Origin of the sequence: Mycobacterium rhizamassiliense (genome assembly GCF_900157375.1) — a bacterium.
GTDB lineage: Bacteria > Actinomycetota > Actinomycetes > Mycobacteriales > Mycobacteriaceae > Mycobacterium > Mycobacterium rhizamassiliense.
Map to the genome: position 1 here is coordinate 5,375,331 of NZ_LT721901.1, position 25,852 is coordinate 5,401,182.

Consider the following 25,852-nt stretch of genomic DNA (forward strand, 5'->3'; position numbering starts at 1 on the left):
CGTCAGACGTCCTCGGTCACGGCCTGGTTGGCGTGTTCACCATTGCGTGTCCCGTTCAATCCCGATGCGTCCGGCGGCAGCTCGAACGCCGGGAACGCGGTACCGACGGCGGCGGTCGCCGCGGCGCGCTGGGCCTCGAGGCGGGCCAGCGCCTCGGCGGTGAACACCGACAGCCCGAGTTCCGGGTTGTAGCCGTGGATCTCTTTGACGTCGAGTTGCGCCAGGAAGTACAGGATCTCCTTCGAGACGACCTGGCCGGGGACCAACACGGGGAATCCGGGCGGGTAGGGCACCACGAACGTGGTGGACACCAGCTTCCTGCCCTCGGCGATGCGCCGCCCCGCGCTGCCGATCTGCACGTACTCGCGGTCGGACTCTTCGTATCCGGCGTAGAACGCCGAGCGCATGTCCCCGAACATGCAGGCGTCCACGGGACGGAACGCCTCGTCGAATTCGCTGAAGTCGGGAAGGTGCGGCAGGTCCTGGGTGATCTCCTCGACGCGGCGCTGGTGCAGCGTCCAGTCGGCCACGCTGGCCAGCTCCTGCTCCCGGTCGAGGTCGGTGGCCACCCGGCGCAGCACGTCAAGCAGGTGATGCACGCTCGACCAGGTGACGCCGATCGTGAAGATCAGCAGCACGCTGTTGATCGACGTCTTGTTGATCTGGATGCCGAAGCGCTCCATCAGAACTTTTTCGCGGAAGTCATACCCGTTCATGCCGGTGTTGCCGAGGAACAGGGTGACCCGCGTCGGGTCGAGCACGAACTGGTCGGACCGCCACGCCTCGTTCCACTCCGCCAGCGCGCCCTGCACGACCTGGCGGTAGGAGCTGACCGCGGAGGCCCGGAATTCCTCTGGCACCAAATCGGATTCGTCGAGGATGCGGAACCACTTGCTGATCAACCGGTCCTTGCGCACGCGGCCGCGGAACACCAGCGCCATGTCGTAGACCTGCCGGACCAACTGGAAGCCCTCGATGTCGACCTGCCGGCGCGCCAGGTCCAGCGAGGCCAGCAGCTGCTGGTTCGGCGACGTCGAGGTGTGGGTCAAAAACGCCTCGCCGAAGGCGTCGCGGGCCCGGGAATTGAAGTCGCGGTCGCGCACGTGGATCATCGACGACTGCCGGAACGCCGACAGCGACTTGTGGGTCGAGTGCGTGGCGTAGACGCGGACCCGTGCCTTGCTCGGGTCGGGCATCAGCCGGTGGTTGACCCACTCCGAGCGCGGGACGCCCTGCATCGACTCGGCCCAAGTACGGTACTCCGCAGCGTATTCCGGCGATGCGAGCATCTGCTCGAGGCGTTCGGCCGCCACCATCGCGGTCCGCTGCCGGGCCCAGGGCACCGCGGTGGCGAACGCGTACCACGCCTCGTCCCAGAGGAAGCAGATGTCCGGCTTGATGGCCAGCACCTCCTCCATCACGCGCTGCGGGTTGTACACGACCCCGTCGAAGATGCAGTTGGTGAGCAGCACCATGCGCACCTTGTCCAGCTGGCCGGCTTCCTCGAGGTCCAGCAGCGCCTTCTTGATCGTCTCCAGCGGCACCGCCCCGTAGATCGCGAACTGCGGCAGCGGATAGGCGTCCAGGTACAGCGGGTAGGCGCCGGCCAGCACCAGGCCGTAGTGGTGCGACTTGTGGCAGTTGCGGTCGATCAGCACGATGTCGCCGGGCCGGGTCAGCGACTGCACGACGATCTTGTTGGCCGTCGACGTGCCGTTGGTGACGAAGTAGGTCTGGTTCGAATTCCAGGTGTGCGCGGCCTTGTCCATCGCCTTCTTGATGTTGCCGTGCGGGTCCAGCAGCGAGTCCAGGCCGCCCGAGGTGGTCGACGTCTCGGCCATGAAGATGTTGCGGCCGTAGAACTCCCCCATGTCCTGCAGCGAACGCGAGTTGAAGATGCTGGCACCGCGCGCGACGGGCAGCGCGTGGAACTGGCCGACGGGCGAGTCGGCGTAGGCCCGCAGGGCATCGAAAAACGGTGTGGCAAAACGGTTTCGCAGGCCGGCCAGCACCGTGCTGTGCAGATCGGTGACGTCGTTGAGCCGGTAGAACGTCCGGTTGTAGACGCCGTTGTCCTCGTCGCTGCCCGCCGCGATCGACTCGTCGGTGAGCAGGTAAAGGTCGATGTGCGGCCGCAATTCGTGGATCCACTCGCCGCATTCGATGCAGTCGGTGCCGCAGTCGCGGCCGCTCGGGTCGTCGTTGGCGCCCAGCAGGGTGTTCATCAGTGGGACGCGGTCGCGCGAGCGCAGCGGCACGTCGTGGCGAATGATCGCGGCCTGAATCTCCCCGTTCAAGGCGACCGCGGTGATGGCGTCCTCGACGCTGGCTACCACCAGCAGCTCGAACCGCACGTCGTCGGCCGCGCCGCGCAGCTCGCGCAGGCTTTCGGCCAGGCTGTCGGGCCCCATCGTGGGCGAGTCGTCGGCCAGCAGCACGGTGTAGAACTGCTGGCGCTTGGCCTGGGCCACCAGCTCCTGATCGGCCAGCGGGGCGGAGGTGTCGAAAAGCGCTGTGCGGTCGCCATATTCGGAGAGCAACCGCACCGCCAGCGAGACCTCCTCGGCGAGCCGCACCGTGGACAGGCTGTCGAGGTGGGCGCGGTAGGTGGCCAGGTTCTCCGCCCCCGGGTACAGCCAGTACCGCTCGTAGGCGCCGAGGCGGTCCATCAGGCGCTTGACCTTAGCCACCTCGTGCGACTTGTCCAGCCCGGCCAGGTCGACCTCGGCGAGGTAACGGCACGCGTCGTCGAGCAGGTTCCACGTGTCGATGCGCGTGTACGACGGATTGGCCACCGCCGCCAGCGCGGAGACGCGCAGTCGTCGCGAGTAGGCGCTGTACGGATTCATCTCGTCACCTGTTCTGTTGGCGCGGGCAGCGGCCGTCCGGTGCGAATCGGCGTTAGCGACAGTCCCCGTCGATGGTGCCATCGCTGGCAAACCCAGCGATTATTGTGACCCGCTCGCGCTTCCCACGCGATCGTTTCACTCAGGATTCGCCGAGGTCAATCAGCGCTCCGGCCTGTTGTCCCTGCCGTCGCCGTCCAGCACCCCGCGGTTAACGCGGCTGCTGTCCATCCGCCGCAGCATCGGCAGGTCCCAGCGCCGCAGCGGCGCGTCGGTGACGTCGCTGAGCGACCGGACCAGGGCCTGCGTCAGGCTCATCAGGGCCGCCATCACCGGCAGCAGCGGCTGCAGCGGTTTGGCCGCCGACCGAACGGTGTCGATGCGGCGGGCCAACAGGAGGCGCTCGACGGCGTGGTACAGCCAGGCGCCCACACCGAGCGCGAAGATCGCCAGCACCGCCGCGACGATGCTCAGCCGGTAGGCCGCGCAGACGACCGCTCCGATCACCACCGCTGCAGCCAGCACGGCAGCCACCAGGGCGCGCAGCTGCAGCCGGGTCATGACTGCGGTTCGGGGTTCTCCGGTGTGGCCGCGGCACCGGAGGACACCGAGTCGCGGACGGCCTGGGCGGCCGCCCTGATCTGCGGCGTCACCAGCATGACGTGGCCGAGTACCCCGTTGATGAAGCCCGGCGAGTCGTCGGTGGACAGCTCCTTGGCCAGCTGGACGGCCTCGTCCACCGCGACCGGCTCCGGCACGTCGTCGGCATACAGCAGCTCCCACACCGCGACCCGCAGGACGGCGCGGTCCACCGCGGGCAGCCGGTCCAGCGTCCAGCCCTGCAGGTGCGAGCTGATCAGGTCGTCGATGTGGGCGAGGTGCTCGGACACCCCGTTGGCGACCGTGACGGTGTAGGCGTGCAGCGCCGCCACGTCGGGATTGGTTTCGGCCAGCGTGGTCCTGACCTCGACCACGTCGGTCGGGCTCAGGTCCCTGGCCTCGGCCTCGAAGAGCAGATCGACCGCGCGCTTGCGGGCCTGATGGCGTCCCTTAACGGGCCTGCTCACGCGTTGACGCGTCCCAGGTAGCTGCCATCGCGGGAGTCGACCTTGAGCTTGTCGCCGGTGTTGATGAACAGCGGCACCTGAAGCTCGGCACCGGTCTCCACGGTCGCCGGCTTGGTGCCGGCGCTGGACCGGTCGCCCTGCAGGCCGGGGTCGGTGTGGGTGACCACGAGCTCGACGGTCACCGGGAGCTCCAGGTACAGCGGAGCCCCGTTGTGGAACGCCACCTGCACCGGCAGGCCTTCCAGCAGGAACCGCGCGGCGTCGCCGACCAGCGACTCGGACAGCGGGTGCTGTTCGTAGTCCTGGCTATCCATGAACACGAAGTCGGACCCATCGCGGTACAGGTAGGTGGCGTCGCGGCGGTCGACGGTGGCGGTGTCCACCTTCACGCCGGCGTTGTACGTCTTGTCGACGACCTTGCCCGAGAGCACGTTCTTGAGCTTGGTGCGCACAAAGGCCGGGCCCTTGCCGGGCTTGACGTGCTGAAACTCGATGATCTGCCAGAGCTGGCCGTCGATCACCAGGACAAGCCCATTCTTGAAGTCGGCGGTCGATGGCACGCGGTCTATCTCCTACGGGATGGTCAGACAACCCAAATCGGCACGAGGTTGGCGCCATGGGTCAAACGATGATGCTGATTGTGGTCATTGCCATCTTACGGATGCCCGAAAGCGATGTTGTCGGGGCGCACCCGCAACTAGCGGTGCAGCTGCCCGGCGCCGCACAGGCCGAAAAGCCCGTCGTTGTTATCGCACTGGTCGGTCATGCTGGGCGGCGCCACCAAGTCGGAAGCTGACGACGGCGGTAAGTGCACCGTGACGATGTTGGCCATCAGGCCTAACCCAACGCCGACCGCGATCAGAATCGGCCCCCGCGCGGTGCCGGTCGCTTGATGTTCGTCCCTGATGAACAGCTGGACTGTGAACCCGAGCCCGGCCAGCGCCGAGAATGCGGCCACGACATACACAACGATGAGGGCTAGGTAGGCCACCACGCGCCGAATCCTACGCAGGCGCAACGGTTCCGGCAGTGCGAGATCGGCGGCTAGGTCAGGACGGCCAATTCCTTGGGGAACCGGGTCAGCAATTCGGGGGCCGCCGTCGCTTGCCCTGTACCGGAGCCCACGACCAGCGTGTCCTCGATGCGGACGCCGCCGCGGCCGGGCAGGTAGACGCCGGGCTCCACGGTCACCACGGAGCGCTCCAGCAGCGTCCCGGACGAGGTGGCGCCGATGCCCGGCGCCTCGTGGATCTGCAGGCCGACGCCGTGCCCCAGGCCGTGGCTGAACTGCTCGCCGTAGCCCGCGTCGACGATCAGCTGGCGCGCCGCGCCGTCGACCCCGCGCAGGTCGGCGCCGGGGTGCAGCGCCTCCCGGCCGGCGCGCTGCGCGTCGGCGACCAGCTGGTAGATCTCCAGCTGCCAGTCGGCGGCCTGGCCCAGCACGAAGGTGCGGGTCATGTCGGAGTGATAGCCGGCGACCAGCGCGCCGAAGTCGATCTTGACGAAGTCGCCGTGCGCCAGGACGGCGTCGGTCGGGCGGTGGTGTGGGATCGCGGAGTGGGGCCCGGCGGCCACGATGGTCTCGAACGAGATCGCATCGGCGCCGTGGTCGAGCATCAGGGCCTCCAGCTCGCGGCTGACCTCACGCTCGGTCCGGCCGGGCCGCAGCCCGCCCCGCTCCACCAGATCGGCCAGCGCGGCGTCGGCCTTTTCGCAGGCCAGCCGCAGCAACGCGAGCTCGCCGTCGTCCTTGATCTCGCGCAGCGCCTCGACCGTTCCGGCGGCCCGCACCAGCTCGGTGGCCGAGTTACGGTCGGTCAGCTCGTTGGTCAGCGCGTCGAAGCCGTCCACCGTGACGACGTTGCTTTCGAAGCCCAGCTTCCCCACCCCGGCGTCGGCGGCCCGGCCGATCAGATGGCGTCCGAGCGCGCGCTCGATCGCGACCTCGAGGTCGGGTGCTTGTTCGGCGGCCTGCGTTCGGTACCGGCCGTCGGTGGCCAAAACGGGCCCGCGATCGTCTGCGAAGACCAGCAACGCGCCGTTCGAGCCGGTGAAACCCGACAGGTACCGGACGTTGATCAGGTCCGTGACCAGCATCGCGTCCAACCCGCTCGCGGCGATCTGCGCTTTCAAATTGTTTCGACGCTGGGAATGTGTCACGAGTCACGACGGTACAGCTACGCTGAACGGTCATGAGTAGCTGGATGCTGCGCGGACTGGTGTTCGCGGCAGCCATGGTGGTCGTCCGGTTGTTTCAAGGCGCGTTGATTAACGCATGGCAGACGCAGGCGGGGTTGATCAGCATTGTGCTGCTTCTGCTCTTCATCGCCGGCGTCGTCGTATGGGGGGTGCTGGACGGTCGGGCCGATGCCCGGGCGAACCGGGATCCGGATCGTCGCGCGGATCTGGCGATGACGTGGCTGCTGGCCGGGCTGGCGGCGGGAATCCTCAGCGGCCTCGTGTCGTGGCTGATTTCGCTGTTCTACACCGGCCTGTACACGGGTGGCCTGATCAACGAGGTGACGACGTTCGCGGCGTTCACCGCGCTGTGTGTGTTCCTGCCCGGGATCATCGGGGTGGCCGTGGGCCGCTGGCGAGTCGACCGCAATCCCCCGCCGGTCACCGAGGGCGGGGCCGACGCGGACCGGGCGGACACCGACGTGTTCTCCGCGGTGCGTGCCGACGAGGCCGCAACCGGGGCCGAGGCCGCCCAGCCGGAGGCGCAGACGTCGGCGGTGGCCACGGCGGAACGCGACGCGCCCACCGAGACGATCAAGACGGCCGAACGCGACGCCCCCACCGAGACGATTCCCACGGCCGAAGATCCGAAGACCGAGGTGATCCCGACGGTCAAGCCGGAGTCGGAGAAGAAGGACTAGCCCTCCGCCGCGGGCTGCGCTGCCAGGTAGCGCAGCGCCAGCAGGTAACCCTGGACGCCCAGTCCGACGATCACGCCGGTCGCGACGGGGCTGAGGTAGGAGTGGCGCCGAAACTCTTCGCGCGCATGCACATTGGAGATGTGCACCTCGATCAGCGGTGCGCGCAGCTCGGCGCAGGCATCGCGCAACGGCACCGATGTGTGGGTCAGGCCGCCGGCGTTCAGGATCACCGGCTCGCCCGCGTCGGCGGCCAGGTGAATCCAGTCCAGCAATTCGGCCTCGCTATCGCTTTGCCGGACAACGGCTTTGAGCCCGAGCTCGGCGGCCTCACCCTCGATGATCGCGGTCAGCTGGTCGTGGGTGGTATCCCCGTAGACCTCGGGTTCGCGGCGGCCCAGTCGGCCCAGGTTCGGGCCGTTGAGGACGTTGACGATTCTCATCAGGCGCTCAGTCCCGCGTAGGCGGTCACCAGCAGCCCGGGGTCCGGCCCCACCAGGCGACCCGGCTTGGCCAGGCCGTCGAGCACCACGAACCGGAGCACACCGGACCGGGTTTTCTTGTCCGAGGCCATGTATTCGAGCAATTGCGGCAGCGCGTCGGCGTCGTAGCTCACCGGCAGCCCCAGCGAAGCCAGGATGGTGCGGTGCCGCTCGGCGGTGGCGTCGTCCAGCCGGCCGGTGAGCCGGGCCAGCTCGGCGGCGAACACCAGGCCCACCGACACCGCGGCGCCGTGCCGCCATTGATAGCGCTCCCGACGCTCGATCGCGTGCGCCAAAGTGTGGCCGTAGTTCAGGATTTCGCGCAGCTCGGATTCCTTCTCGTCGGCGGCGACGACCTCCGCTTTGACCGCGATGGCCCGGCGGATCAGCTCCGGCAGCACGTCGCCGGCCGGGTCGGTCGCGGCCTGCGGGTCGGCCTCGATGAGGTCGAGGATCACCGGGTCGGCGATGAAACCGGCCTTGACGATTTCGGCCATTCCGGCGACAAGTTCGTTGCGCGGCAACGTCTCCAGTGTCGCCAGGTCGACCAGCACGGCCAGCGGCTGGTGAAACGCGCCGACCAGATTCTTGCCCGCGTCGGTGTTGATCCCGGTCTTGCCGCCGACGGCCGCGTCGACCATGCCCAGCAGCGTGGTCGGCACGTGCACGATCGAGACGCCGCGCAGCCAGGTGGCCGCCGCGAAACCGGCGACGTCGGTGGCCGCCCCACCGCCGAGGCTGACCAGAGCGTCCTTGCGGTCAATTCCTATGCGGCCCAACACTTCCCAGATGAAGCCCACGACCGGCAGGTCCTTGCCTGCCTCGGCGTCGGGGATCTCGATGCGGTGCGCGTCGATGTCCTGGTGGGCCAGGTGGCTGCGGATCGCCTCGGCCGTCTGGGTCAGCACCGGTTGATGCAGAATCGCGACCCGATGCCGGCCGGCCAGCAATTGGTCGAGCTCGCCCAGCAATCCGGTGCCGATCACCACCGGGTACGGCGGATCGACGGCCACCTGCACGGTGACGGGTTCGGTCGTTTCGGTCATGTGGTGGCCTTGCTGGCGTTGGCGGCGCCGGGTGTCACCGGCCGGTGTTTTTTCTCGAGGCCCTGCAGCCGCGACACGATGTAGCGGACCACCGCCCCGGGGTTGCGGCGGTTGGTGTCGACCCGCAGCGTCGACACGCTGCGGTACAACGGGACCCGCGCGTTCATCAGGGCCCGGTATTTGTCGGCGCGGTCGGGCCCGGCGAGCAAGGGCCGCAACGAGTTTCCGCCGGTGCGCCGCACGCCCTCCCGGGCGCCGATCTCCAGGTAGACGACGTGGTGCCCGGCCAGCGCGTCGCACACCCCCGGGCTGGTGATCGCGCCGCCGCCGAGCGACAGCACGCCGTCGTGATCGGTCAGCGCGGCACGCACGACCTGTTCCTCGATGCGGCGGAATTCCTGCTCGCCGTCGGTCGCGAAGATGTCGGCGATGGTGCGGCCGGTCTGCTCCTCGATCGCCGCGTCGGTGTCGAGCATGTCGACACCGAGGGCCTTGGCCAGCCGCCGCCCGATCGTGGACTTGCCCGAGCCGGGCAATCCGACCAGCACGGCGCGGGGCGTCATGATCCCTGGCCCACTCGAGCCCGCGCGGCCGGCGATTCCCGGTCGGCGACGGCGCGCTGGTACGACTCGATGTTGCGGCGGGTCTCGGCCAGCGAATCGCCGCCGAACTTCTGCAGCACCGCGCGCGCCAGCACCAGCGCCACCATGGTCTCGACCACGACCCCCGCCGCGGGCACCGCGCACACGTCCGAGCGCTGGTGAATCGCGACGGCCTCGTCGCCGGTTGCCATGTCGACGGTGGCCAGAGAGCGCGGCACGGTGGAGATCGGCTTCATCGCGGCGCGCACCCGCAGCGCCTGCCCGTTGGTCATGCCGCCCTCGAGGCCGCCCGCGCGGTTGGTCGAGCGCACCACGCCGTCCGGCCCTGGGTACATCTCGTCGTGCGCCTGGCTGCCGCGGCGGCGCGCGGTCTCGAAGCCGTCGCCGATCTCGACGCCCTTGATCGCCTGGATGCCCATGACGGCGGCGGCGAGCTGGCTGTCGAGGCGGTTGTCGCCGCTGGTGAATGACCCCAGCCCGATGGGCAAGCCCAGCGCGACGACCTCGACCACGCCGCCCAGGGTGTCGCCGTCCTTCTTGGCGGCTTCGATCTCGGTGATCATCGCCTCTTCGGCCGCCTTGTCGAAGGCCCGCACCGGGCTGGCGTCGATGGCGGCCAGGTCCTCGGGCCGCGGCGGCGGGCCGTCGTACGGCGCCGACGGGCCGATCGAGATGACGTGGGACAGCACCTCGACGCCGAGCGCCTGACGCAGGAATGACCGGGCGACGGTCCCGGCGGCGACGCGGGCTGCGGTCTCGCGGGCGCTCGCCCGCTCCAGCACCGGCCGGGCGTCGTCGAAGCCGTACTTGAGCATGCCCGCGTAGTCGGCGTGGCCGGGCCGCGGCCGGGTGAGCGGCGCGTTGCGCGCGGTCTCGGCCAGTTCGGCGGGGTCGACGGGGTCGGCGGCCATCACGGTTTCCCATTTCGGCCACTCGGTGTTGCCGATCTCGATGGCGATCGGCCCGCCCAGGGTGCTGCCGTGGCGTACGCCGGCCAGCACCGTCACGGCGTCGCGTTCGAACGACATCCGGGCGCCGCGGCCGTAGCCGAGCCGGCGTCGGGCAAGCTGATCGCCTATTTCGGTGGACGTGACTTCGACGCCGGCGACCATGCCTTCAACCATGGCCACCAGCGCACGCCCGTGCGATTCCCCGGCAGTAGTCCAGCGCAACACGGGTCCCATTCTCCCATGACGACATGCATGGACTTAAATCCGCGCGGCTCCGCGTCGAAGCGCGGTTACAGCAGGGGCAGCCAGGCCAACGCCAGAGCGCCCGCGGTCGCCAGGCACATCGACGGACCGTGCGGCAGCGAGGCGGCGCCCCGCGACAGACCCAGCAACGCGGTCAGCAGCGGCGCGGCCAGCGCCGCGGCAAACCACACCGCGACGCCGAAGCAGCCGGCCAGCGCGCCCAGGCCGATCGCCAGCTTGACGTCGCCGGCCCCCATGCCGGCCGGCGCCGCCAGGTGCACCAGCAGATACAGCCCGGCCAGCGCGGCCGCCCCGGCCACCGCGGGCCACCCGCGCCCGGCACACCAGGCGGTCAGCAGGATCACGGCCGCCCCGGGCAGTGTCAGCAGGTTCGGCAGCCGGCGCTCGGCGACGTCGTAGCAGCTCAGGGCGATCAGCCAGGCCAGCACCACGCCGGCCGCCGCGATCCGCATGCGCGGGACGCTAGCCCGCGGCCTCCAAGGCGCAAGTCATCGCCTCGCGCGGGGCGGACAGCCCGGTGAACTGCTCCACCTGCGCGAACGCCTGGTGCAGCAGCATCTGCACACCGTTGATCACCCGGCCGCCCGCGGCAGCCACCGCGCCGGCCAGCGGCGTCGGCCAGGGGTCGTAGACGGCGTCCAGCAGCACCGGGATCGGGGCGAACGTCGCGGCGTAGCCGCCGGCCACGTCGGCGGGAATGGTGCTGACCAGCACTTCCGCGGCCGCCACCGCGCCGGCCAGCTCGTCGCTGTCCAGCGCGCAGAACCGGGTCGGCACCCCGACGCGACCGCCCAGGTCGACCAGCCGGGCCGCCTTGTCCCGGTTGCGGGCCACGACCGTGATGCCGGCGACGCCCAGTTGGGCCAGGCCGACGACGGCCGCCGGCGCGGTGCCGCCCGATCCACAGACCAGCGCCTGTCCCGAGGCCGACCCGATGGCGCCGGCGACGCCGTCGATGTCGGTGTTGTCGGCCCGCCAGCCGCGTGGCGTGCGCACCAGCGTGTTGGCCGATCCCACCCGCTCGGCGCGCTCGGTGCGCTCGTCGGCGAACCGCAGGGCGGCGAATTTGCCCGGCGCGGTCACCGACACGCCCACCCACTCGGGGCCGAATCCGCCGACCAGGCCGGGCAATTCGTCGGCGCCGCATTCGATGCGATCGTAGGTCCAGTCGTCCAGGCCCAGCGCCCGGTAGGCCGCCAGATGCAGCTGCGGCGACTTCGAGTGCGCGATCGGCGAGCCGAGGACGGCCGCCTTCCTCCCGCCCGCGCTAGCGGGGCGTGCTGTCGAGGACACCGTTGTGCTTAGCCAGCTCGATATTGGCGAGGTGCTGCTTGTAGTCCTTGGTGAACAGCGTGGTGCCCTGGGCGTCGATGGTGACGAAGTACAGCCAGTCACCGGGTTCGGGATGCTCGGCCGCGCGTAGCGCGTCGACGCCGGGCGAGCAGATCGCCGTCGCGGGCAGGCCCTGGGAGACGTAGGTGTTCCACGGCGTCTTCTGGGCCCGGTCGGCGTCGCTGGTGGCCACCTCGCGGCGGTCCAGCGGGTAGTTCACGGTCGAGTCGAACTCGAGTGTGTGGTGCGCGTTGAGCCGGTTGTAGATGACCTGTGCCACCTTCGCGAAGTCCTGCGAGTTCGATTCCTGCTGCACCAGCGAGGCCACCACGAGGATGTCGTACGGCGACAGCTTCATGGACTGCGCGGTATCCATCAGCCCGGAGTGCGTGTACACCTCTGCCCCGGCGCCGATCAGGCCCGACAAGATGTCCTGCGGCGTGCTCGACGGACTGACGTTGAACGTTCCCGGCGCGATCAGGCCCTCGATCCGGCGGTGGTCGGTGCCCAGCTCGGCAACGGGCTGTGTCGCCCAGGGCGGCACCGACAACGACAACGGGCTGCTGTTGCCCGCCGCTGCCTTGAGGTCATCGACCGAGACGCAGTGCTTGGTGCCGTCCAGGTCCACACAGGTCGAGCGGGAGATCAGGGTCAGGATGCCCGGCGTCACCACGTTGGTCTTCATGTCGGTGGTGTCGTCCAGCTGGCGCCCCTCGGGGATGACCAGCCGCCCGACCCGGCTGTTCGGATCGGCCAACCGCTCCACCGCGTTGGCCGCCGGAATCTCGGTGCGCATCCGGTAGTAGCCCGGCTGGATCGAGGTGATCTTGGAGTTGCCGTGCGCGGCGTTGACGAACGCCCGGACGGTGGCGACCACGCCCTGGTTGTGCAACGTCTCACCGATATTGGTGGTCGAGTCGCCGGCCTGGATCTGGATGACGATGTCTTGCTTGCCATCACCGCTGTAGTCGTCGCCGGAGCTGAACACCGAGTGCCACAGCTTGGTGCCGACGAACGCGCCCACGACCAGGACCACGACCAGCACGGCAAGGATGATGCGCCCGGTGAACCGGCGCCGCTTGCGTCCGCGTTCGGCCCTGATCCGCTGTATCCGGCTCATCCGCTCCCGCGGCGGCCCGACGGCAGCGGGCTCGGCCCGTTCCGGCCGTACGCTGTCAACCATCGGTGATATCCCCTGCCGCCCAAGCTGATTCGGGCCCGTTGGCCCGGCGTTGATCAAGCCAGCTCTGCAGGATTGCCACCGCTGCCGCCTGATCGATCACCGCTCGCTGCTCCTTGGCCCGCACCCCGGCCGCGCGCAGCGAACGTTGCGCGCTAACAGTAGTCAGCCGCTCGTCGGCGAGCCGAACCGGTGTGGGCGCGATCCGCTGCCCCAGCGACTCGGCCAGTTCGATCGCGTCGAGCGCGGACGGTCCGGTGCGGTCGGCCAGGGTCCGGGGCAACCCGACGATCACCTCGACGGCCTCCAGCTCGGCGGTGAGCTGCGCCAGCCGCCGCACGTGCTTGCCGGAGCGCTCGCGGCGCACCGTTTCCACGGGAGTGGCCAGGATGCCGTCGGGGTCGCTGACGGCGACGCCGATGCGCACGCTGCCCACATCGACGCCGAGCCGCCGGCCCCGCCCGGGGTCCTGGTCAGGATCGCCGGGCCGGTCGGGCACGCGGTGCTGGGCGGGGACCACTCAACCGACCCGCGCTATCTCCGCGCGTACCGCCTCAAGCGCCGCGTCGATGCCGGTCGGATTCTTTCCTGAGCCTTGCGCCAGGTCGGGCTTGCCGCCGCCGCGGCCGTCGACCGCCTGCGCGAGCTGTTTGACCAGGTCATTGGCGCGCAGACCGAGATCTTGGGCGGCCGGGTTGGCGGCGACCGCATAGGGGACGGTGTCGCCCTCCCCCTCGGCGATCAGCGCGACCACCGCCGGGTCGCTGCCCAACTTGCCGCGAATGTCGCCGACCAGCGAGCGCAGGTCGGCCGCCGTCGTTCCGCCCGACATCCGCTGCGCCACCACTCGGACGTTACCGATGCGCTCGGCGCCGGTGGCCGCATTGGCCGCCGCGGCCCGCGCGCCGGCCTGCCGCGAACGTTCCAGTTCCTTCTCCGCCGCCTTCAGCCGCTCGACGAGATTGGCCACCCGGGCCGGCACCTCGTCGGACGGCACCTTCAGCGACGACGCGAGCCCGGCCATCAGCGCCCGCTCCTTGGCCAGGTGCCGGAACGAGTCCAGGCCGACGTAGGCCTCGACCCGGCGCACGCCGGAGCCGATCGAGGATTCGCCCAGGACGGTCACCGGGCCGATCTGCGCGGAGTTGTGCACGTGGGTTCCGCCGCAGAGCTCCAACGAGAACGGCCCACCGATCTCCACCACCCGGACCTCGTCGGGGTAGGCCTCGCCGAACAGCGCCATCGCCCCCATCGCCTTGGCCTTTTCCAGCTTCTCGTTGAAGGTGTGCACCTCGAAGTCGGCCTGCACCGCCTCGTTGGTCACCTCTTCGATCTGGGTGCGCTGATCTTCGCTCAGCGGCCCCTGCCAGTTGAAGTCGAAGCGCAGGTAACCCGGGCGGTTCAGCGAGCCGGCCTGTACGGCGTTGGGCCCCAGCACTTGTCGCAGCGCCGCGTGCACCATGTGCGTGCCGGAGTGCCCCTGCGTGGCGCCCTTGCGCCAGCCCGCGTCCACCGCCGCGACCACGGAGTCGCCCTCCACGAATTCGCCGGACTCGACGCTAACCCGGTGCACCCAAAGGGTTTTGGCGATCTTCTGCACATCGGTGACCGCGGCCCGCGCGCTTTCGCCGGCGCCGGTCCCGCTGATGGTCCCGACGTCGGCGATCTGCCCGCCCGACTCGGCGTACAGCGGCGTACGGTCCAGCACCAGTTCCACGCGATCGGCGCCGACGCCCTCGGCGTGCGAGACCACCGGGACCCGCCTGCCGTCCACGAAGATGCCCAGAATCCTTGCCTCGGAGGTCAACTCGTCGAAGCCGGTGAATTCGGTCGGGCCCGCGTCGACCAGCTCGCGGTAGGCGGTCAGGTCGGCGTGCGCGTGCTTGCGCGCGGCGGCGTCGGCCTTGGCGCGGCTGCGCTGTTCGGCCATCAATTCGCGGAAGCCCGCCTCGTCGACCGTCAGGCCGGCCTCGCCGGCCATTTCCAGTGTGAGCTCGATCGGGAACCCGTAGGTGTCGTGCAGCGTGAACGCGTCCGGCCCGGACACCGCCTTGGCGCCGGACGCCTTCGTCGCATCGGCCACCTCGTCGAACAGCTTCGAGCCGGACGCCAGCGTGCGGTTGAACGCGGTCTCCTCGGCGACCGCGATGCGCCGGATCCGGTCGAAGTCGTTGACCAGCTCGGGATACGACGGCCCCATCGCGTCGCGCACGGTGGTCATCAGGTCGCCGACGATGGGCTCCTCGATGCCCAGCAGCTTGGCCGAGCGGATCACCCGGCGCAGCAGCCGGCGCAGCACGTAGCCGCGGCCATCGTTGCCCGGGCTGACGCCGTCGCCGATCAGGATCGCCGCGGTGCGGCTGTGGTCGGCGATGACGCGGTAGCGCACGTCGTCGGCGTGATTGCCGGTGTCGTAGCCGCGCGGCGCGCGGGCTGCCACCACGTCGATGACCGGTCGCAGCAGGTCGGTCTCGTACACGTTGTGCACGCCCTGCAGGATGAATGCGACCCGTTCCACGCCCATGCCGGTGTCGATGTTCTTGCGCGGCAACGGCCCCAGTATTTCGAAGTCTTCCTTGCCGGTTCCCTCGCCGCGCTCGTTCTGCATGAACACGAGGTTCCAGATCTCGATGTAGCGGTCCTCGTTGACCACGGGGCCGCCCTCGACGCCGAACTCCGGCCCGCGGTCGTAGTAGATCTCCGACGACGGACCGCACGGGCCGGGGATGCCCATCGACCAGTAGTTGTCGGCCATGCCGCGGCGCTGGATTCGCTCGACCGGCAGGCCGGCGATCTCCTGCCACAGCTGCGCGGCCTCGTCGTCGTCGAGATAGACGGTGGCCCAAAGCTTTTCGGGATTCAGGCCGTATCCGCCCTCAGAGACGCTGTTGGTCAGCAAGTCCCACGCCAGCGCGATGGCCTCGCGCTTGAAGTAGTCGCCGAACGAGAAGTTGCCCGCCATCTGGAAGAAGGTGTTGTGCCGGGTGGTGATGCCCACCTCGTCGATATCCGGCGTGCGGATGCACTTCTGGATGCTGGTGGCCGTGGCATACGGCGGGGTGCGCTGGCCGAGAAAGAACGGGACGAACTGCACCATGCCGGCATTGACGAACAGGAGGTTGGGGTCGTCGAGGATCACCGATGCGCTCGGCACCTCGGTGTGTCCCGCCTTCACGAAGTGATCAAGGAACCTCTTCCTGATCTCGTGTGTCTGCACTCTTTCCGCTTCTTCCTGTTCCCTGATTCGCTGGGCTTTTGGGAGGTCGTCTAACGACTTATCCCGACCGCACACAGTACCGGCCCGGCAGCGGTCGGTTGCCTGGCCGCTAGCCTCCCAGAAAGCTCAATCGCACCGAACGCCGTGGGTTGTCCCGGTTGAGATCGACCAGCACGATGCTTTGCCAGGTGCCCAGCTGGGGCTCGCCGGACGCCACCGGCACCGTCACCGACGGCGCCACGATCGCCGGCAGCACGTGGTCGGCGCCGTGGCCCTCGGAGCCGTGCGAATGGCGATACCGCTCGTCGCGCGGCAACAGCCGCTCCAGCGTGTCCACCAGGTCGTCGTCGGAGCCGGCACCGGTCTCGATGATGGCCACCCCGGCCGTCGCGTGCGGGACGAAGACGTTGCACAGGCCGTCGCCGAAGGAGAAGCAAAACCTGCGCACCGCATCGGTGAGATCGACGATGCGGCGACTCGCGGTGTCGACTTCCAGCACATCGGTCTGCATCCGCTCAAGCCTACGGGCGAGCCCGGCCGACCAACCAATTGTTTGTGAGCGCAGCCACAGCCGGGGCGAGGCGGAAGACACGCCGACAGACACCGAAGAGGCCATTGCCAGCGGTAGTCGCTAGGAGGAAGGTAACCGGTGGGACCGGTGGCGCCGCCGGGGGCGCTGCCCCGCTGAAGTTAGGGGTCCATCGTGTATGCACGTTCTTTCACCGTCGCGGGTCAACCCTTATCGGTCGACATCGGAATCGCCCACGTTCGCGATGTCGTCATACCCGCCATGCAGGAGATCGACGGCTATGTCGGGCTGTCGCTGATGGTCGACCGGCCAACCGGCCGGGCCATCGTCACCAGCTCCTGGGAGTCCATCAAGTCGATGCGCTCGAGCGCCGAGAGAGTGGCGATCATCCGTGACCACGTCGCGTTGATGTTCGACGGCAGCGCGAGCGTCGAGGAATGGAACATCGCCCTGCTGCACCGCCGCCACCGGGCGCACGAGGGAGCCTGTGTGCGGGCGACCTGGCTCAAGGTGGTGCCGGATCTGCTCGACCGGTCGCTGGAGTTCTATCGGGCGTCGGTGCTCGCGGAGATGGAGCAGCTCGACGGGTTCTGCAGCGCCAGCCTGCTGGTCGACCACCCGGCAAGCCGCCGCGCGGTGTCGTGCTCGACGTTCGACAGCATGGACGCGATGGCGCTGAACCGCGACCGCGCCACCGAACTGCGCAGCAGGCGGGCGCGCGAGCTGGGCGCCGAGATCGTCGACGTGGCCGAGTTCGAGCTGTCGATCGCCCAGCTGAGGGTGCCCGAGCTGGTCTGACTTTCGCCGGCTAGCCGCGATTGCGGCGGATGATGGCCCGCAGCCGGTCCAGCCGGCCCACGATGTCGCGCTCGAAGCCGCGGCCGGTGGGCTGATAGTAGTCGACGCCGACCAGCTCGTCCGGCGGATATTGTTGCGCCGCAACACCATCCGGCTGGTCGTGCGAATACTTGTAGCCCTGCGCATTGCCCAGGGCGGCGGCGCCGGAGTAGTGCCCGTCGCGCAGATGGGCCGGCACCAGGCCGGCCTTGCCCGCCTTGATGTCGTTCATCGCCGCGCCCAGCGCGGTGGTGACGGCGTTCGACTTCGGCGCGGTGGCCAGATAGATCGTGCAGTGCGCCAACGTGAGCTGCGCCTCGGGCATGCCGATGAGTGCGACCGTCTGCGCCGCGGCGACGGCGACCTGTAGCGCCACCGGGTCGGCCATCCCGATGTCCTCGCTGGCGAGGATCATCAGCCGGCGCGCGAGGAAGCGCGGGTCCTCCCCGGCGACCAGCATGCGGGCCAGGTAGTGCAGCGCGGCGTCGACGTCGGAGCCGCGCACCGACTTGATGAAGGCGCTGATGACGTCGTAGTGCTGGTCGCCGTCGCGGTCGTAGCGCACCGCCGCCTTGTCGAGGGACTGCTCGATGGTCTCGACGGTGACGGTCTCGCCCGCCTCGGCGGCCACCTCGAGCGCGGTCAGCGCGCGACGGGCGTCGCCCGCGGCGAGCGCAACGATCAGTTCGATCGCCTCGGCGGTGACCTCCACCCGCCCGCCCAGGCCGCGCGGGTCGTCGACCGCTCGGCTCACGACGGTGCGAATGGCGTCGGCGGTCAGCGGCTGCAGCTGCAGGATCAACGACCGGGACAGCAGCGGCGCCACCACCGAGAACGACGGGTTCTCGGTGGTGGCGGCGACGAGCAGCACCACCCGGTTCTCGACGGCCGACAGCAGCGCGTCCTGCTGGGTCTTGGAGAACCGGTGCACCTCGTCGATGAACAACACGGTCTGTTCGCCGTGCGCGGCGGCCCGGCGCGCGACATCGATGACGGCGCGGACCTCTTTGACGCCCGCCGACAGCGCCGAGAGCGCCTCGAAGCGACGCCCGGTGGCCTGCGAGATCAAGGACGCCAGCGTCGTCTTCCCGGTGCCGGGCGGCCCGTACAGGATGACCGACGCCGCACCCGACCCCTCGACCAGCCGGCGCAGCGGCGACCCGGGACCCAGCAGGTGGTCCTGCCCGACGACCTCGTCCAGCGAAGCCGGACGCATCCGGACCGCCAGCGGGGCACCCGCCGACACGCCCAGATCGCCGCCGGCGGTTTGCGGTGCACCGGGCACGTCGAACAGGCCGTCGGACACGACTTCAGGCATACCACGCCCGCGTCGAGCGAGGGCGCACCCAGCTGCGCGATCCGCCGGCGGCAGCCACCAATCCGCGCGCCCAGGCCCGGGATTTGCTAAGTTCCGGTTTGCCAAGTTCCGAGCGCGTGCCGATCGAGTCAATCCGACAGCAAATTAGGACGGACATGAGCCAGCCCCCAGAGCATCCCGGCAATCCCGTCGATCCCCAGGGCGAGAACCAGAACCCTCCGGGCTACCCGCCACCGCCGAGCTATGACCCGCCGCCGCCCGGTTACGAGGCGCCGGGCCGGCACGCCGCGCCGCCGCCGGGATACGGCCCGCCACCCGGCCAGCCCGGAAGCCCGCCGCCGCCCAACTATCCACTCGCAGCCCGGATACGGCCTGCAGCCCACCAGGTCCAAGTTCAACGTCGGCGAGGCGGTGAGCTGGTCGTGGGCCAAGTTCATGCAGAACAGCACGGCCCTCGTCGTGCCGGTCATCGGCTACCTGGTGGCGGTCGGCGTGCTCGTCGGCGTCATCATCGGCCTGGCCAGCAGCCTGTCGAGCACCTCGACCACCACGGTCGTCGACAGCTATGGCATCAGTAGCGAGCAGACCGACGTGTCGATCGGCGCCGGTGGCGTCATCGCGATCGTGATCGGCTACATCGTGGTGTTCGCGATCCTGATCTACCTGCATGCCGCGATCGTCAGCGGCACGCTGGACATCGCCGACGGCAAGCCGGTGACCATCGCGACGTTCTTCCGGCCACGCAATCTGGTCGGGGTCATCCTCACCGCGCTGCTGACGGCGGTTGCCACCGTGGTCCTGACGGCGATCTGCATCATCCCGGGAATCATGTTCGGCTTCCTTGCCATGTTCGCCATCCACTTCGTGGTCGACCGCTCGCAGTCGCCCATCGACGCCATCAAGAGCAGCATCGCGACGACGCGGTCGGACGTCGGCGGCAGCCTGCTGTCCTGGCTGGTGCAGTACGCGGCGATGTTGGTCGGCGAACTCGCCTGTCTGATAGGGCTTTTCGTCGGCTTCCCGGTGGCCATCCTGCTGCAGACCTACACCTACCGGAAGCTCTCGGGCGGCGACGTCGTCCCCGTCGAGCAGCCCGGCGCCCCGGCCGGTCCACCACCGGGACCGCAGTTCGCATAACGTCGCCTCGCGGGGCTTCGCCTGACGGCGGGGCCCCGCGGTCTTGCGTTCGGCGAGGCTTGCGCCGGCGCCGTCGCACGGCGGCGGGCTGCGACCTGCTGCGGCTTGTGATGAGATCAACTTGTATGAGCATCAAAGTCGCGCTGGAGCACCGCACCAGCTACACCTTTGACCGGCTGGTGCAGGTCCATCCGCACGTCGTGCGGCTTCGCCCGGCGCCCCATTCGCGCACGCCCATCGACGCCTATTCCCTGCGCATCGAGCCGGCCGAGCACTTCATCAACTGGCAACAGGACGCGCTGGGCAACTTCCTTGCCCGCCTTGTGTTTCCGAACCCCACGCGCGAACTGACGATCACCGTCGGACTCATCGCCGACCTCAAGGTGATCAACCCGTTCGACTTCTTCATCGAGGATTGGGCCGAGAGATGGCCCGGCACGTTGGGGTGGAGCTACCCGAAAGGGCTCTTCGACGACCTCAAGGGATACCTGCGGCCGGTCGACGAGACCATCGAGGGGTCGGGACCGGGGGAACTCGTCCTGGACTGGGTCCGCGATTTCTCGATACCCGACGGCACGCGCACCATCGACTTCCTCGTCACGCTCAATCACGCGGTCAACGCCGACGTCGCCTACAGCCTCCGGATGGAACCCGGTGTGCAAACACCGGATTTCACGCTGCGCACCGGCGTCGGCTCGTGTCGCGATTCGGCGTGGCTGCTGGTGTCGATCCTGCGTCAGTTCGGTCTGGCCGCCCGGTTCGTCTCCGGCTACCTGGTGCAGCTGGCCTCCGACGTGACAGCGCTCGACGGGCCGTCGGGGCCGGCGGCGGACTTCACCGACCTGCACGCGTGGACCGAGGTGTACATCCCGGGCGCGGGCTGGATCGGGATGGATCCGACGTCGGGGCTGTTCGCCGGCGAGGGACACATCCCCCTGGCCGCCACCGCGCACCCGGCGGGCGCGGCACCCATCAGCGGCAGCACCGGGGTCTGCGTCACGACCCTGGAGTTCTCCAACACCGTGACGCGGATCCACGAGGACCCGCGGGTCACGCTCCCCTACACCGACGAGGCGTGGCGGACGATCTGCGCGGTCGGCGACCGCGTCGACGAGCGGTTGCGCGGCGGCGACGTCCGGCTCACCGTCGGCGGCGAGCCGACATTCGTATCGGTGGACAACCAGGTCGACGAGGAATGGACCACCGCGGCCGACGGGCCACACAAGCGCGAGCGGGCATCCGATCTGGCCGCCCGGCTGAAGTCGGCGTGGGCGCCGCGGGGCCTGGTCCATCGCGGCCAAGGCAGGTGGTATCCCGGAGAGCCGTTGCCGCGCTGGCAGATTGCGCTCTACTGGCGCGCCGACGGGCTGGCGTTGTGGAGCGACGACGCGCTGCTGGCCGACCCATGGTCCGGCGAACCGGCGAGCCCGGCCACCGACGGCGAGGCCGCGTACAGATTGCTGGCCGGGATCGCCGAGAGCCTGGGCCTGCCGCCGTCGCAAGTGCGGCCGGCCTACGAGGACCCGCTGTCGCGGCTGGCCGCCAAAGCCCTTCTTCCCCAAGGCAATCCTGTGGACCCAGGCGACGACCTGGGCCCCGAAAGCGGCCACGACACCCCGGCCGGTCGCGACGCGCTGCTGGCCCGCCTCGACGAATCCACCAGCACCCCGGCGGCATTCGTGCTGCCGCTGCACCGCCGCGACGACGACCTGGGCTGGGCCAGCGCGAATTGGCGGCTGCGCCGCGGCCGCATCGTGTTGGTCCAGGGCGATTCACCGGCGGGCCTGCGGCTGCCACTGAAAGCGGTCAGCTGGCGACCGCCGCGCCCGTCATTCGACGTTGACCCGACGACGGTGACCGGCGCCCTGCCCGCCCGGCCCGATGACACGGACTCGGTGCTCGACGACGACGAGACGGCCCCGCCCACCGCGATGGTCGCCGAGGTGCGCAACGGGCTGCTGTACGTTTTCCTGCCGCCCACCGAGGCGCTCGAGCACTTCGTCGATCTCATCGGCCGCACGGAGGCCGCCGCGGCAAAAACCGCCTGTGCCGTGGTGATCGAGGGCTACGGCCCGCCGCCGGACCCGCGGCTGAGCTCGACAACGATCACCCCCGACCCCGGCGTCATCGAGGTCAACATCGCGCCCACTGCCAGTTTCGCCGAGCAGCGCGAGCTGCTGGAAACCCTCTACGAACAGGCCCGGCTGGCGCGCCTGGCGACGGAGTCGTTCGATGTCGACGGCACCCACGGTGGCACCGGCGGCGGCAACCACATCACGCTGGGCGGCGCGACGCCGGCCGACTCGCCGCTGCTGCGCCGGCCGGATCTGCTGGTCTCGCTGCTGACCTACTGGCAACGGCATCCGTCGCTGTCCTACCTGTTCGCCGGGCGATTCGTCGGCACCACGTCGCAGGCGCCGCGGGTCGACGAGGGCCGGGCCGAGGCGCTGTACGAGCTCGAGATCGCCTTCGCCGAAATCGCCCGTCTGACTTCGTCTTCCGGGGATGCCAAACCCTGGGTGACCGACCGCGCGCTGCGGCATCTGCTCACCGACATCACCGGCAACACCCATCGCGCCGAGTTCTGCATCGACAAGCTCTACAGCCCCGACAGCCCACGGGGCCGGCTGGGACTGCTGGAGCTGCGCGGTTTCGAGATGCCGCCACACCTGCGGATGGCGATGGTGCAGTCACTGCTGGTGCGCTCCCTGGTGGCGTGGTTCAGCGATGCTCCGTTGCGCGCCCCGCTGATTCGGCACGGTGCCAATCTTCACGGGCGATACCTGTTGCCGCACTTCCTGATTCACGACATTGCGGACGTCGCCGCGGACCTGCGCGGGCACGGCATCGCCTTCGAGACCAGCTGGCTGGACCCGTTCACCGAATTCCGCTTCCCGCGCATCGGCACCGCCGTGTTCGACGGTGTGGAGATCGAGCTGCGCGGGGCCATCGAGCCGTGGAGCACCCTGGGCGAGGAATCCACCGCGACCGGTACCGCCCGCTACGTCGATTCGTCGGTGGAGCGCATCCAGATCCGGCTGATCGGCGCCGACCGGCACCGCTACGTGGTGACGGTCAATGGCTACCCGGTGCCGTTGCTGGCCACCGACAATCCCGACATCCACGTGGGTGGCGTGCGCTACAAGGCCTGGCAGCCGCCCAGCGCGCTGCACCCGAGCATCACCACCGACGTGCCCCTGCGGATCGAGCTGATCGACCTCACCAGCGGAACCTCGCGCGGCGGGTGCACGTACTACGTCGCGCATCCGGGCGGCATGGCCTACGACGAGCCGCCGGTCAACGCCGTTGCGGCCGAATCGCGCCGTGCACGGCGATTCGAGGCCACCGGCTTCACACCGGGCAAGCTCGACCTCTCCGACATCCGGGAGAAGCAGGCCCGGATATTCACCGACATCGGCGCGCCGGGCATTCTCGACTTGCGGCGCGTGCGTACCGTGCAGCAGTAATGGCGTCCGTGAGAACTGGTAGCGCAATGGCACTCGACCCGGTTGGATCCTCGGCAGTCACCGGTGCTGGCGACCGTTACGACGCCGACCGGCTGCTGGCCGGCTACCGTGCCGCGCGCGCCCAGGAAGCCCTATTCGAACTGCGGCCCGCCGGCTCGCCGGGCCCCGGGATCGGCTATGACGAGTTCCTCGACAACAACGGCCACGTGCGGCCGGCGTGGGCCGAGCTGGCCGACGCGCTCGCCGAACGGGGCAGGGCCGGCCTGGATCAGCTGCGCTCGGTGATGCGCAGCCTGATCGACAACGACGGCATCACCTACACCGAGGTCGATCGCGAGCGCGACGGGCACCCGCACGGCCTGGAACCCATCCCATGGAGCCTGGACGCGCTGCCGATCGTTTTGTCCGCGGCGGATTGGGAGGTGCTGGAGGCCGGACTGGTCCAGCGGTCGCGGCTGCTCGACGCCGTGCTGGCGGACCTGTACGGGCCGCGCAGCCTGCTCACCGACGGCGCGCTGCCACCGGAACTGGTGTTCGCCCATCCCGGTTACGTGCGGGCAGCCGCGGGCGTCGAGGTGCCCGGGCGCCACCAGCTTTTCATGCACGGCTGCGACGTCAGTCGGCTGCCGGACAACAGCTTTCAGGTCAACGCCGACTGGACGCAGGCGCCTTCGGGCGCCGGCTATGCGCTGGCCGACCGACGCGTGGTCGCGCATGCGATTCCCGACCTCTACGAAAGAATCGCGCCGCGGCCGACGACTCCGTTCGCCCAGGCGCTGCGGCTGGCCCTGATCGACGCCGCACCCGATGTCGCCCAAGACCCGGTGGTCGTGGTGCTCAGCCCGGGCATTTACTCCGAGACCGCCTTCGACCAGGCGTATCTTGCGACGCTGCTTGGCTTTCCGCTGGTGGAAAGCGCGGATCTGGTGGTGCGCGACGGCAAGCTGTGGATGCGTTCGCTGGGCACGCTGAAGCGCGTCGACGTGGTGCTGCGCCGCGTCGACGCGTTGTACACCGATCCGCTGGATCTGCGGGCCGACTCCCGGCTCGGCGTGGTCGGTTTGGTGGAGGCGCAACACCGCGGGACCGTCACCGTCGTCAACACGCTGGGCAGCGGCATCCTGGAAAGCCCTGGGCTGCTGCGCTTCCTGCCCGGGCTGTCCGAGCGCCTCCTCGGCGAAGCACCGCTGCTGCAGACCGCGCCGGTGTACTGGGGCGGCATCGGCAACGAACTCTCGCACCTGCTGGCGAACCTGTCGTCGCTGTTGATCAAGTCCACGGTGGGCTGCGAAACCCTTGTCGGGCCAGCCCTTTCGGCTTCCCAGCGGACCGAGTTGTCGGCGCGGATCGGGAAGGCGCCGTGGCAATGGGTCGGCCAGGAGCTGCCGCAGTTCTCGTCGGCACCGACCGACCACACTGGCGTACTCTCGTCGGCCGGCGTCGGCATGCGGCTGTTCACCGTCGCGCAACGCGGTGGCTTTGCGCCGATGATCGGCGGCATCGGCTACGTGCTGGCCCCCGGGCCCGCCGCGTATGCGATGCAAACCGTTGCGGCAAAGGATGTTTGGGTTCGTCCCACCGAGCGGGTCCGCGCCGAGATCGTCACGTTGCCGTCGGCTCCGGCACCCGTGAAGACGGCAGCGGGTACCTTTGGCATCAGCTCGCCTCGTGTGTTGTCGGACCTGTTCTGGATGGGACGCTACGGCGAGCGCGCCGAAAACACGGCCCGGCTGCTGATCGTTGCCCGCGACCGTTTCCACGTGTACCGCCACCAGCAGGCCAGCGAAGAAAGCGAATGCGTGCCGGTGCTGATGGCCGCGCTGGGCCACATCACCGGGATCGACACCGGGGCGAACCACGACCATGCCGAGATCATCGCGATCGTCCCCTCCACGCTGTGGTCGTTGACGGTCGACGCGAAACGTCCCGGCTCGCTGGTTCATTCGGTGGACGGGCTGGGGCTGGCCGCCCGGTCGGTGCGCGACCAGCTGTCCAACGACACCTGGACGGTGCTGGTGGGCGTGGAACGGGCGCTGATGCACCCGCCCGAGCCGCCGCAGTCGCTGGCCGAGGCCGACACCCTGCTCGCGTCGGCCCATGCCCGCACCCTGGCGGGGATGCTGACGCTGGCCGGCGTCGCCAGCGAGTCGATGGTCCGCGACGTGGGCTGGGCGATGATGGACATCGGCAAACGCATCGAACGCGGCCTCTGGCTAACCGCACTGCTGGAATCGACGCTGATCGCGGCCCGCAGCGCGGCCGCTGAGCAAACTATCATCGAGTCGACCGTGGTGGCCTGCGAATCGTCGGTGATCTACCGGCGCCGCACGGTCGGCCAGGTCAGCGTGGCCGCGGTGGCGGAGCTGATGTTGTTCGACGCGAACAATCCGCGGTCGCTCCTCTATCAAGTGGCGCGGTTGCGGGCCGACCTCAAGGAGTTGCCGAGCTCGTCGGGATCGTCGCGCCCGGAACGCATCGTCGACGAGATCGGCACGCGGCTGCGCCGGTCGCTCCCCGCCGAGCTGGGACGGGTCGACGCCGATGGGCACCGCGCCAAGCTGGCGGAGTTGCTCGCCGCGATCCACGCCGAGCTGCGCGACCTGGCCGAAGTCATCACCGAAACGCAGCTGACGTTGCCCGGCGGCATGCAGCCGCTGTGGGGCCCCGACGAACGCCGCGTGATGCCGGCCTAGCCGCGCTCG

22 protein-coding genes are annotated in these 25,852 nt (G+C 69.5%); 5 read left to right on the top strand and 17 right to left on the bottom strand.

The window, feature by feature from the left end:
* Window positions 1-2 precede the first annotated feature (2 nt).
* The 6 genes from MRAB57_RS25340 to MRAB57_RS25365 all read right to left on the bottom strand — a co-directional run bounded on the left by MRAB57_RS25340 (window position 3) and on the right by MRAB57_RS25365 (window position 6,073).
* Window positions 3-2,849: an aminotransferase class I/II-fold pyridoxal phosphate-dependent enzyme gene (locus tag MRAB57_RS25340; RefSeq protein WP_077089795.1), complete on the bottom strand. Its 2,847-nt coding sequence runs from the start codon at window positions 2,847-2,849 to the stop codon at window positions 3-5.
* A 159-nt stretch (window positions 2,850-3,008) separates the two neighbouring features.
* Complete coding sequence (locus MRAB57_RS25345) at window positions 3,009-3,407, bottom strand: antitermination protein NusB (RefSeq protein ID WP_077089796.1); 399 nt, start codon at window positions 3,405-3,407, stop codon at window positions 3,009-3,011.
* Window positions 3,404-3,913 carry a transcription antitermination factor NusB gene (nusB, locus tag MRAB57_RS25350; RefSeq protein WP_077089797.1) on the bottom strand — a complete coding sequence of 170 codons (510 nt, stop codon included), beginning with the start codon at window positions 3,911-3,913 and terminating at the stop codon, window positions 3,404-3,406. Before nusB ends, MRAB57_RS25345 begins: the two co-directional genes overlap by 4 nt.
* The gene (gene efp, locus MRAB57_RS25355; RefSeq protein WP_077089798.1) at window positions 3,910-4,473 is read right to left on the bottom strand and encodes an elongation factor P; all 564 of its coding nucleotides are present in this window, start codon (window positions 4,471-4,473) and stop codon (window positions 3,910-3,912) included. The genes nusB and efp overlap by 4 nt, the downstream gene beginning before the upstream one ends.
* Window positions 4,474-4,610: 137 nt before the next feature.
* Window positions 4,611-4,907 (bottom strand): hypothetical protein, encoded by a 297-nt coding sequence (locus MRAB57_RS25360; RefSeq protein WP_077089799.1) that lies wholly within the window; start codon window positions 4,905-4,907, stop codon window positions 4,611-4,613.
* 50 nt (window positions 4,908-4,957) lie between these two features.
* Window positions 4,958-6,073 (bottom strand): M24 family metallopeptidase, encoded by a 1,116-nt coding sequence (locus tag MRAB57_RS25365; RefSeq protein ID WP_077089800.1) that lies wholly within the window; start codon window positions 6,071-6,073, stop codon window positions 4,958-4,960.
* Window positions 6,074-6,105: 32 nt separating this feature from the next.
* On the opposite strand from MRAB57_RS25365, the gene MRAB57_RS25370 reads away from it, so the two are divergent.
* Window positions 6,106-6,792, top strand: coding sequence for a B-4DMT family transporter (locus tag MRAB57_RS25370; protein WP_173813968.1), 687 nt, complete (start codon window positions 6,106-6,108; stop codon window positions 6,790-6,792).
* Here the strand turns inward: MRAB57_RS25370 and aroQ are convergent.
* From aroQ to MRAB57_RS25420, 10 genes are all read right to left on the bottom strand, one after another.
* Window positions 6,789-7,232 (bottom strand): type II 3-dehydroquinate dehydratase, encoded by a 444-nt coding sequence (gene aroQ, locus MRAB57_RS25375; protein WP_077089802.1) that lies wholly within the window; start codon window positions 7,230-7,232, stop codon window positions 6,789-6,791. The two genes, MRAB57_RS25370 and aroQ, sit on opposite strands and share 4 nt — an antisense overlap.
* Window positions 7,232-8,317 (bottom strand): 3-dehydroquinate synthase, encoded by a 1,086-nt coding sequence (gene aroB / locus MRAB57_RS25380; protein WP_077089803.1) that lies wholly within the window; start codon window positions 8,315-8,317, stop codon window positions 7,232-7,234. Before aroB ends, aroQ begins: the two co-directional genes overlap by 1 nt.
* The gene (locus tag MRAB57_RS25385) at window positions 8,314-8,880 is read right to left on the bottom strand and encodes a shikimate kinase (protein ID WP_083743528.1); all 567 of its coding nucleotides are present in this window, start codon (window positions 8,878-8,880) and stop codon (window positions 8,314-8,316) included. The genes aroB and MRAB57_RS25385 overlap by 4 nt, the downstream gene beginning before the upstream one ends.
* Window positions 8,877-10,094, bottom strand: a complete 1,218-nt coding sequence (gene aroC, locus MRAB57_RS25390) for a chorismate synthase (protein WP_077090849.1) — start codon at window positions 10,092-10,094, stop codon at window positions 8,877-8,879. The genes MRAB57_RS25385 and aroC overlap by 4 nt, the downstream gene beginning before the upstream one ends.
* Before the next feature lie 65 nt (window positions 10,095-10,159).
* Window positions 10,160-10,585: a prepilin peptidase gene (locus tag MRAB57_RS25395; protein WP_077089804.1), complete on the bottom strand. Its 426-nt coding sequence runs from the start codon at window positions 10,583-10,585 to the stop codon at window positions 10,160-10,162.
* Window positions 10,586-10,595: 10 nt separating this feature from the next.
* Window positions 10,596-11,426: a shikimate dehydrogenase gene (locus MRAB57_RS25400; RefSeq protein ID WP_077089805.1), complete on the bottom strand. Its 831-nt coding sequence runs from the start codon at window positions 11,424-11,426 to the stop codon at window positions 10,596-10,598.
* Window positions 11,401-12,648, bottom strand: a complete 1,248-nt coding sequence (gene mltG, locus MRAB57_RS25405; protein ID WP_077089806.1) for an endolytic transglycosylase MltG — start codon at window positions 12,646-12,648, stop codon at window positions 11,401-11,403. The genes MRAB57_RS25400 and mltG overlap by 26 nt, the downstream gene beginning before the upstream one ends.
* Window positions 12,641-13,165 carry a Holliday junction resolvase RuvX gene (gene ruvX / locus MRAB57_RS25410; RefSeq protein WP_077089807.1) on the bottom strand — a complete coding sequence of 175 codons (525 nt, stop codon included), beginning with the start codon at window positions 13,163-13,165 and terminating at the stop codon, window positions 12,641-12,643. Before ruvX ends, mltG begins: the two co-directional genes overlap by 8 nt.
* On the bottom strand, window positions 13,166-15,862 hold the full coding sequence (gene alaS / locus MRAB57_RS25415) for an alanine--tRNA ligase (RefSeq protein WP_077089808.1): 2,697 nt from the start codon (window positions 15,860-15,862) through the stop codon (window positions 13,166-13,168). It abuts the gene before it with no gap.
* A 109-nt stretch (window positions 15,863-15,971) separates the two neighbouring features.
* Entirely contained in the window at window positions 15,972-16,361 is a 390-nt protein-coding gene (locus MRAB57_RS25420; RefSeq protein WP_173814057.1) for a secondary thiamine-phosphate synthase enzyme YjbQ, read from the bottom strand.
* A gap of 204 nt (window positions 16,362-16,565) precedes the next feature.
* Between MRAB57_RS25420 and MRAB57_RS25425 the strand changes: the two genes are divergently transcribed.
* Window positions 16,566-17,189 (top strand): hypothetical protein, encoded by a 624-nt coding sequence (locus tag MRAB57_RS25425; protein ID WP_077089810.1) that lies wholly within the window; start codon window positions 16,566-16,568, stop codon window positions 17,187-17,189.
* A 10-nt stretch (window positions 17,190-17,199) separates the two neighbouring features.
* On the opposite strand, the gene MRAB57_RS25430 is transcribed toward MRAB57_RS25425, so the two are convergent.
* Entirely contained in the window at window positions 17,200-18,546 is a 1,347-nt protein-coding gene (locus MRAB57_RS25430; protein WP_108638000.1) for a replication-associated recombination protein A, read from the bottom strand.
* Window positions 18,547-18,789: 243 nt separating this feature from the next.
* Here MRAB57_RS25430 and MRAB57_RS25435 point away from each other — a divergent pair, with 243 nt between their 5' ends.
* The 3 genes from MRAB57_RS25435 (at window position 18,790) to MRAB57_RS25445 (ending at window position 25,843) form a co-directional block, all read left to right on the top strand.
* Window positions 18,790-19,683, top strand: a complete 894-nt coding sequence (locus tag MRAB57_RS25435) for a hypothetical protein (RefSeq protein WP_245836007.1) — start codon at window positions 18,790-18,792, stop codon at window positions 19,681-19,683.
* Between the two features lie 125 nt (window positions 19,684-19,808).
* On the top strand, window positions 19,809-23,150 hold the full coding sequence (locus MRAB57_RS25440; protein ID WP_077089811.1) for a transglutaminase family protein: 3,342 nt from the start codon (window positions 19,809-19,811) through the stop codon (window positions 23,148-23,150).
* Between the two features lie 26 nt (window positions 23,151-23,176).
* Window positions 23,177-25,843, top strand: a complete 2,667-nt coding sequence (locus tag MRAB57_RS25445) for a circularly permuted type 2 ATP-grasp protein (protein ID WP_077089812.1) — start codon at window positions 23,177-23,179, stop codon at window positions 25,841-25,843.
* The last annotated feature ends 9 nt before the right edge of the window (window positions 25,844-25,852 follow it).

What these genes read in the sequence shown, in the direction of transcription:
- aroQ (WP_077089802.1), bottom strand. Translation starts at nt 7,232, where the DNA reads ATGAGAATCGTCAACGTCCTCAACGGCCCGAACCTGGGCCGACTGGGC.
- MRAB57_RS25440 (WP_077089811.1), top strand. Translation starts at nt 19,809, where the DNA reads ATGAGCATCAAAGTCGCGCTGGAGCACCGCACCAGCTACACCTTTGAC.
- MRAB57_RS25430 (WP_108638000.1), bottom strand. Translation starts at nt 18,546, where the DNA reads ATGCCTGAAGTCGTGTCCGACGGCCTGTTCGACGTGCCCGGTGCACCG.
- MRAB57_RS25370 (WP_173813968.1), top strand. Translation starts at nt 6,106, where the DNA reads ATGAGTAGCTGGATGCTGCGCGGACTGGTGTTCGCGGCAGCCATGGTG.
- MRAB57_RS25345 (WP_077089796.1), bottom strand. Translation starts at nt 3,407, where the DNA reads ATGACCCGGCTGCAGCTGCGCGCCCTGGTGGCTGCCGTGCTGGCTGCA.
- mltG (WP_077089806.1), bottom strand. Translation starts at nt 12,648, where the DNA reads ATGGTTGACAGCGTACGGCCGGAACGGGCCGAGCCCGCTGCCGTCGGG.
- MRAB57_RS25340 (WP_077089795.1), bottom strand. Translation starts at nt 2,849, where the DNA reads ATGAATCCGTACAGCGCCTACTCGCGACGACTGCGCGTCTCCGCGCTG.
- MRAB57_RS25385 (WP_083743528.1), bottom strand. Translation starts at nt 8,880, where the DNA reads ATGACGCCCCGCGCCGTGCTGGTCGGATTGCCCGGCTCGGGCAAGTCC.
- MRAB57_RS25395 (WP_077089804.1), bottom strand. Translation starts at nt 10,585, where the DNA reads ATGCGGATCGCGGCGGCCGGCGTGGTGCTGGCCTGGCTGATCGCCCTG.
- MRAB57_RS25445 (WP_077089812.1), top strand. Translation starts at nt 23,177, where the DNA reads ATGGCACTCGACCCGGTTGGATCCTCGGCAGTCACCGGTGCTGGCGAC.
- aroB (WP_077089803.1), bottom strand. Translation starts at nt 8,317, where the DNA reads ATGACCGAAACGACCGAACCCGTCACCGTGCAGGTGGCCGTCGATCCG.
- MRAB57_RS25435 (WP_245836007.1), top strand. Translation starts at nt 18,790, where the DNA reads ATGACCCGCCGCCGCCCGGTTACGAGGCGCCGGGCCGGCACGCCGCGC.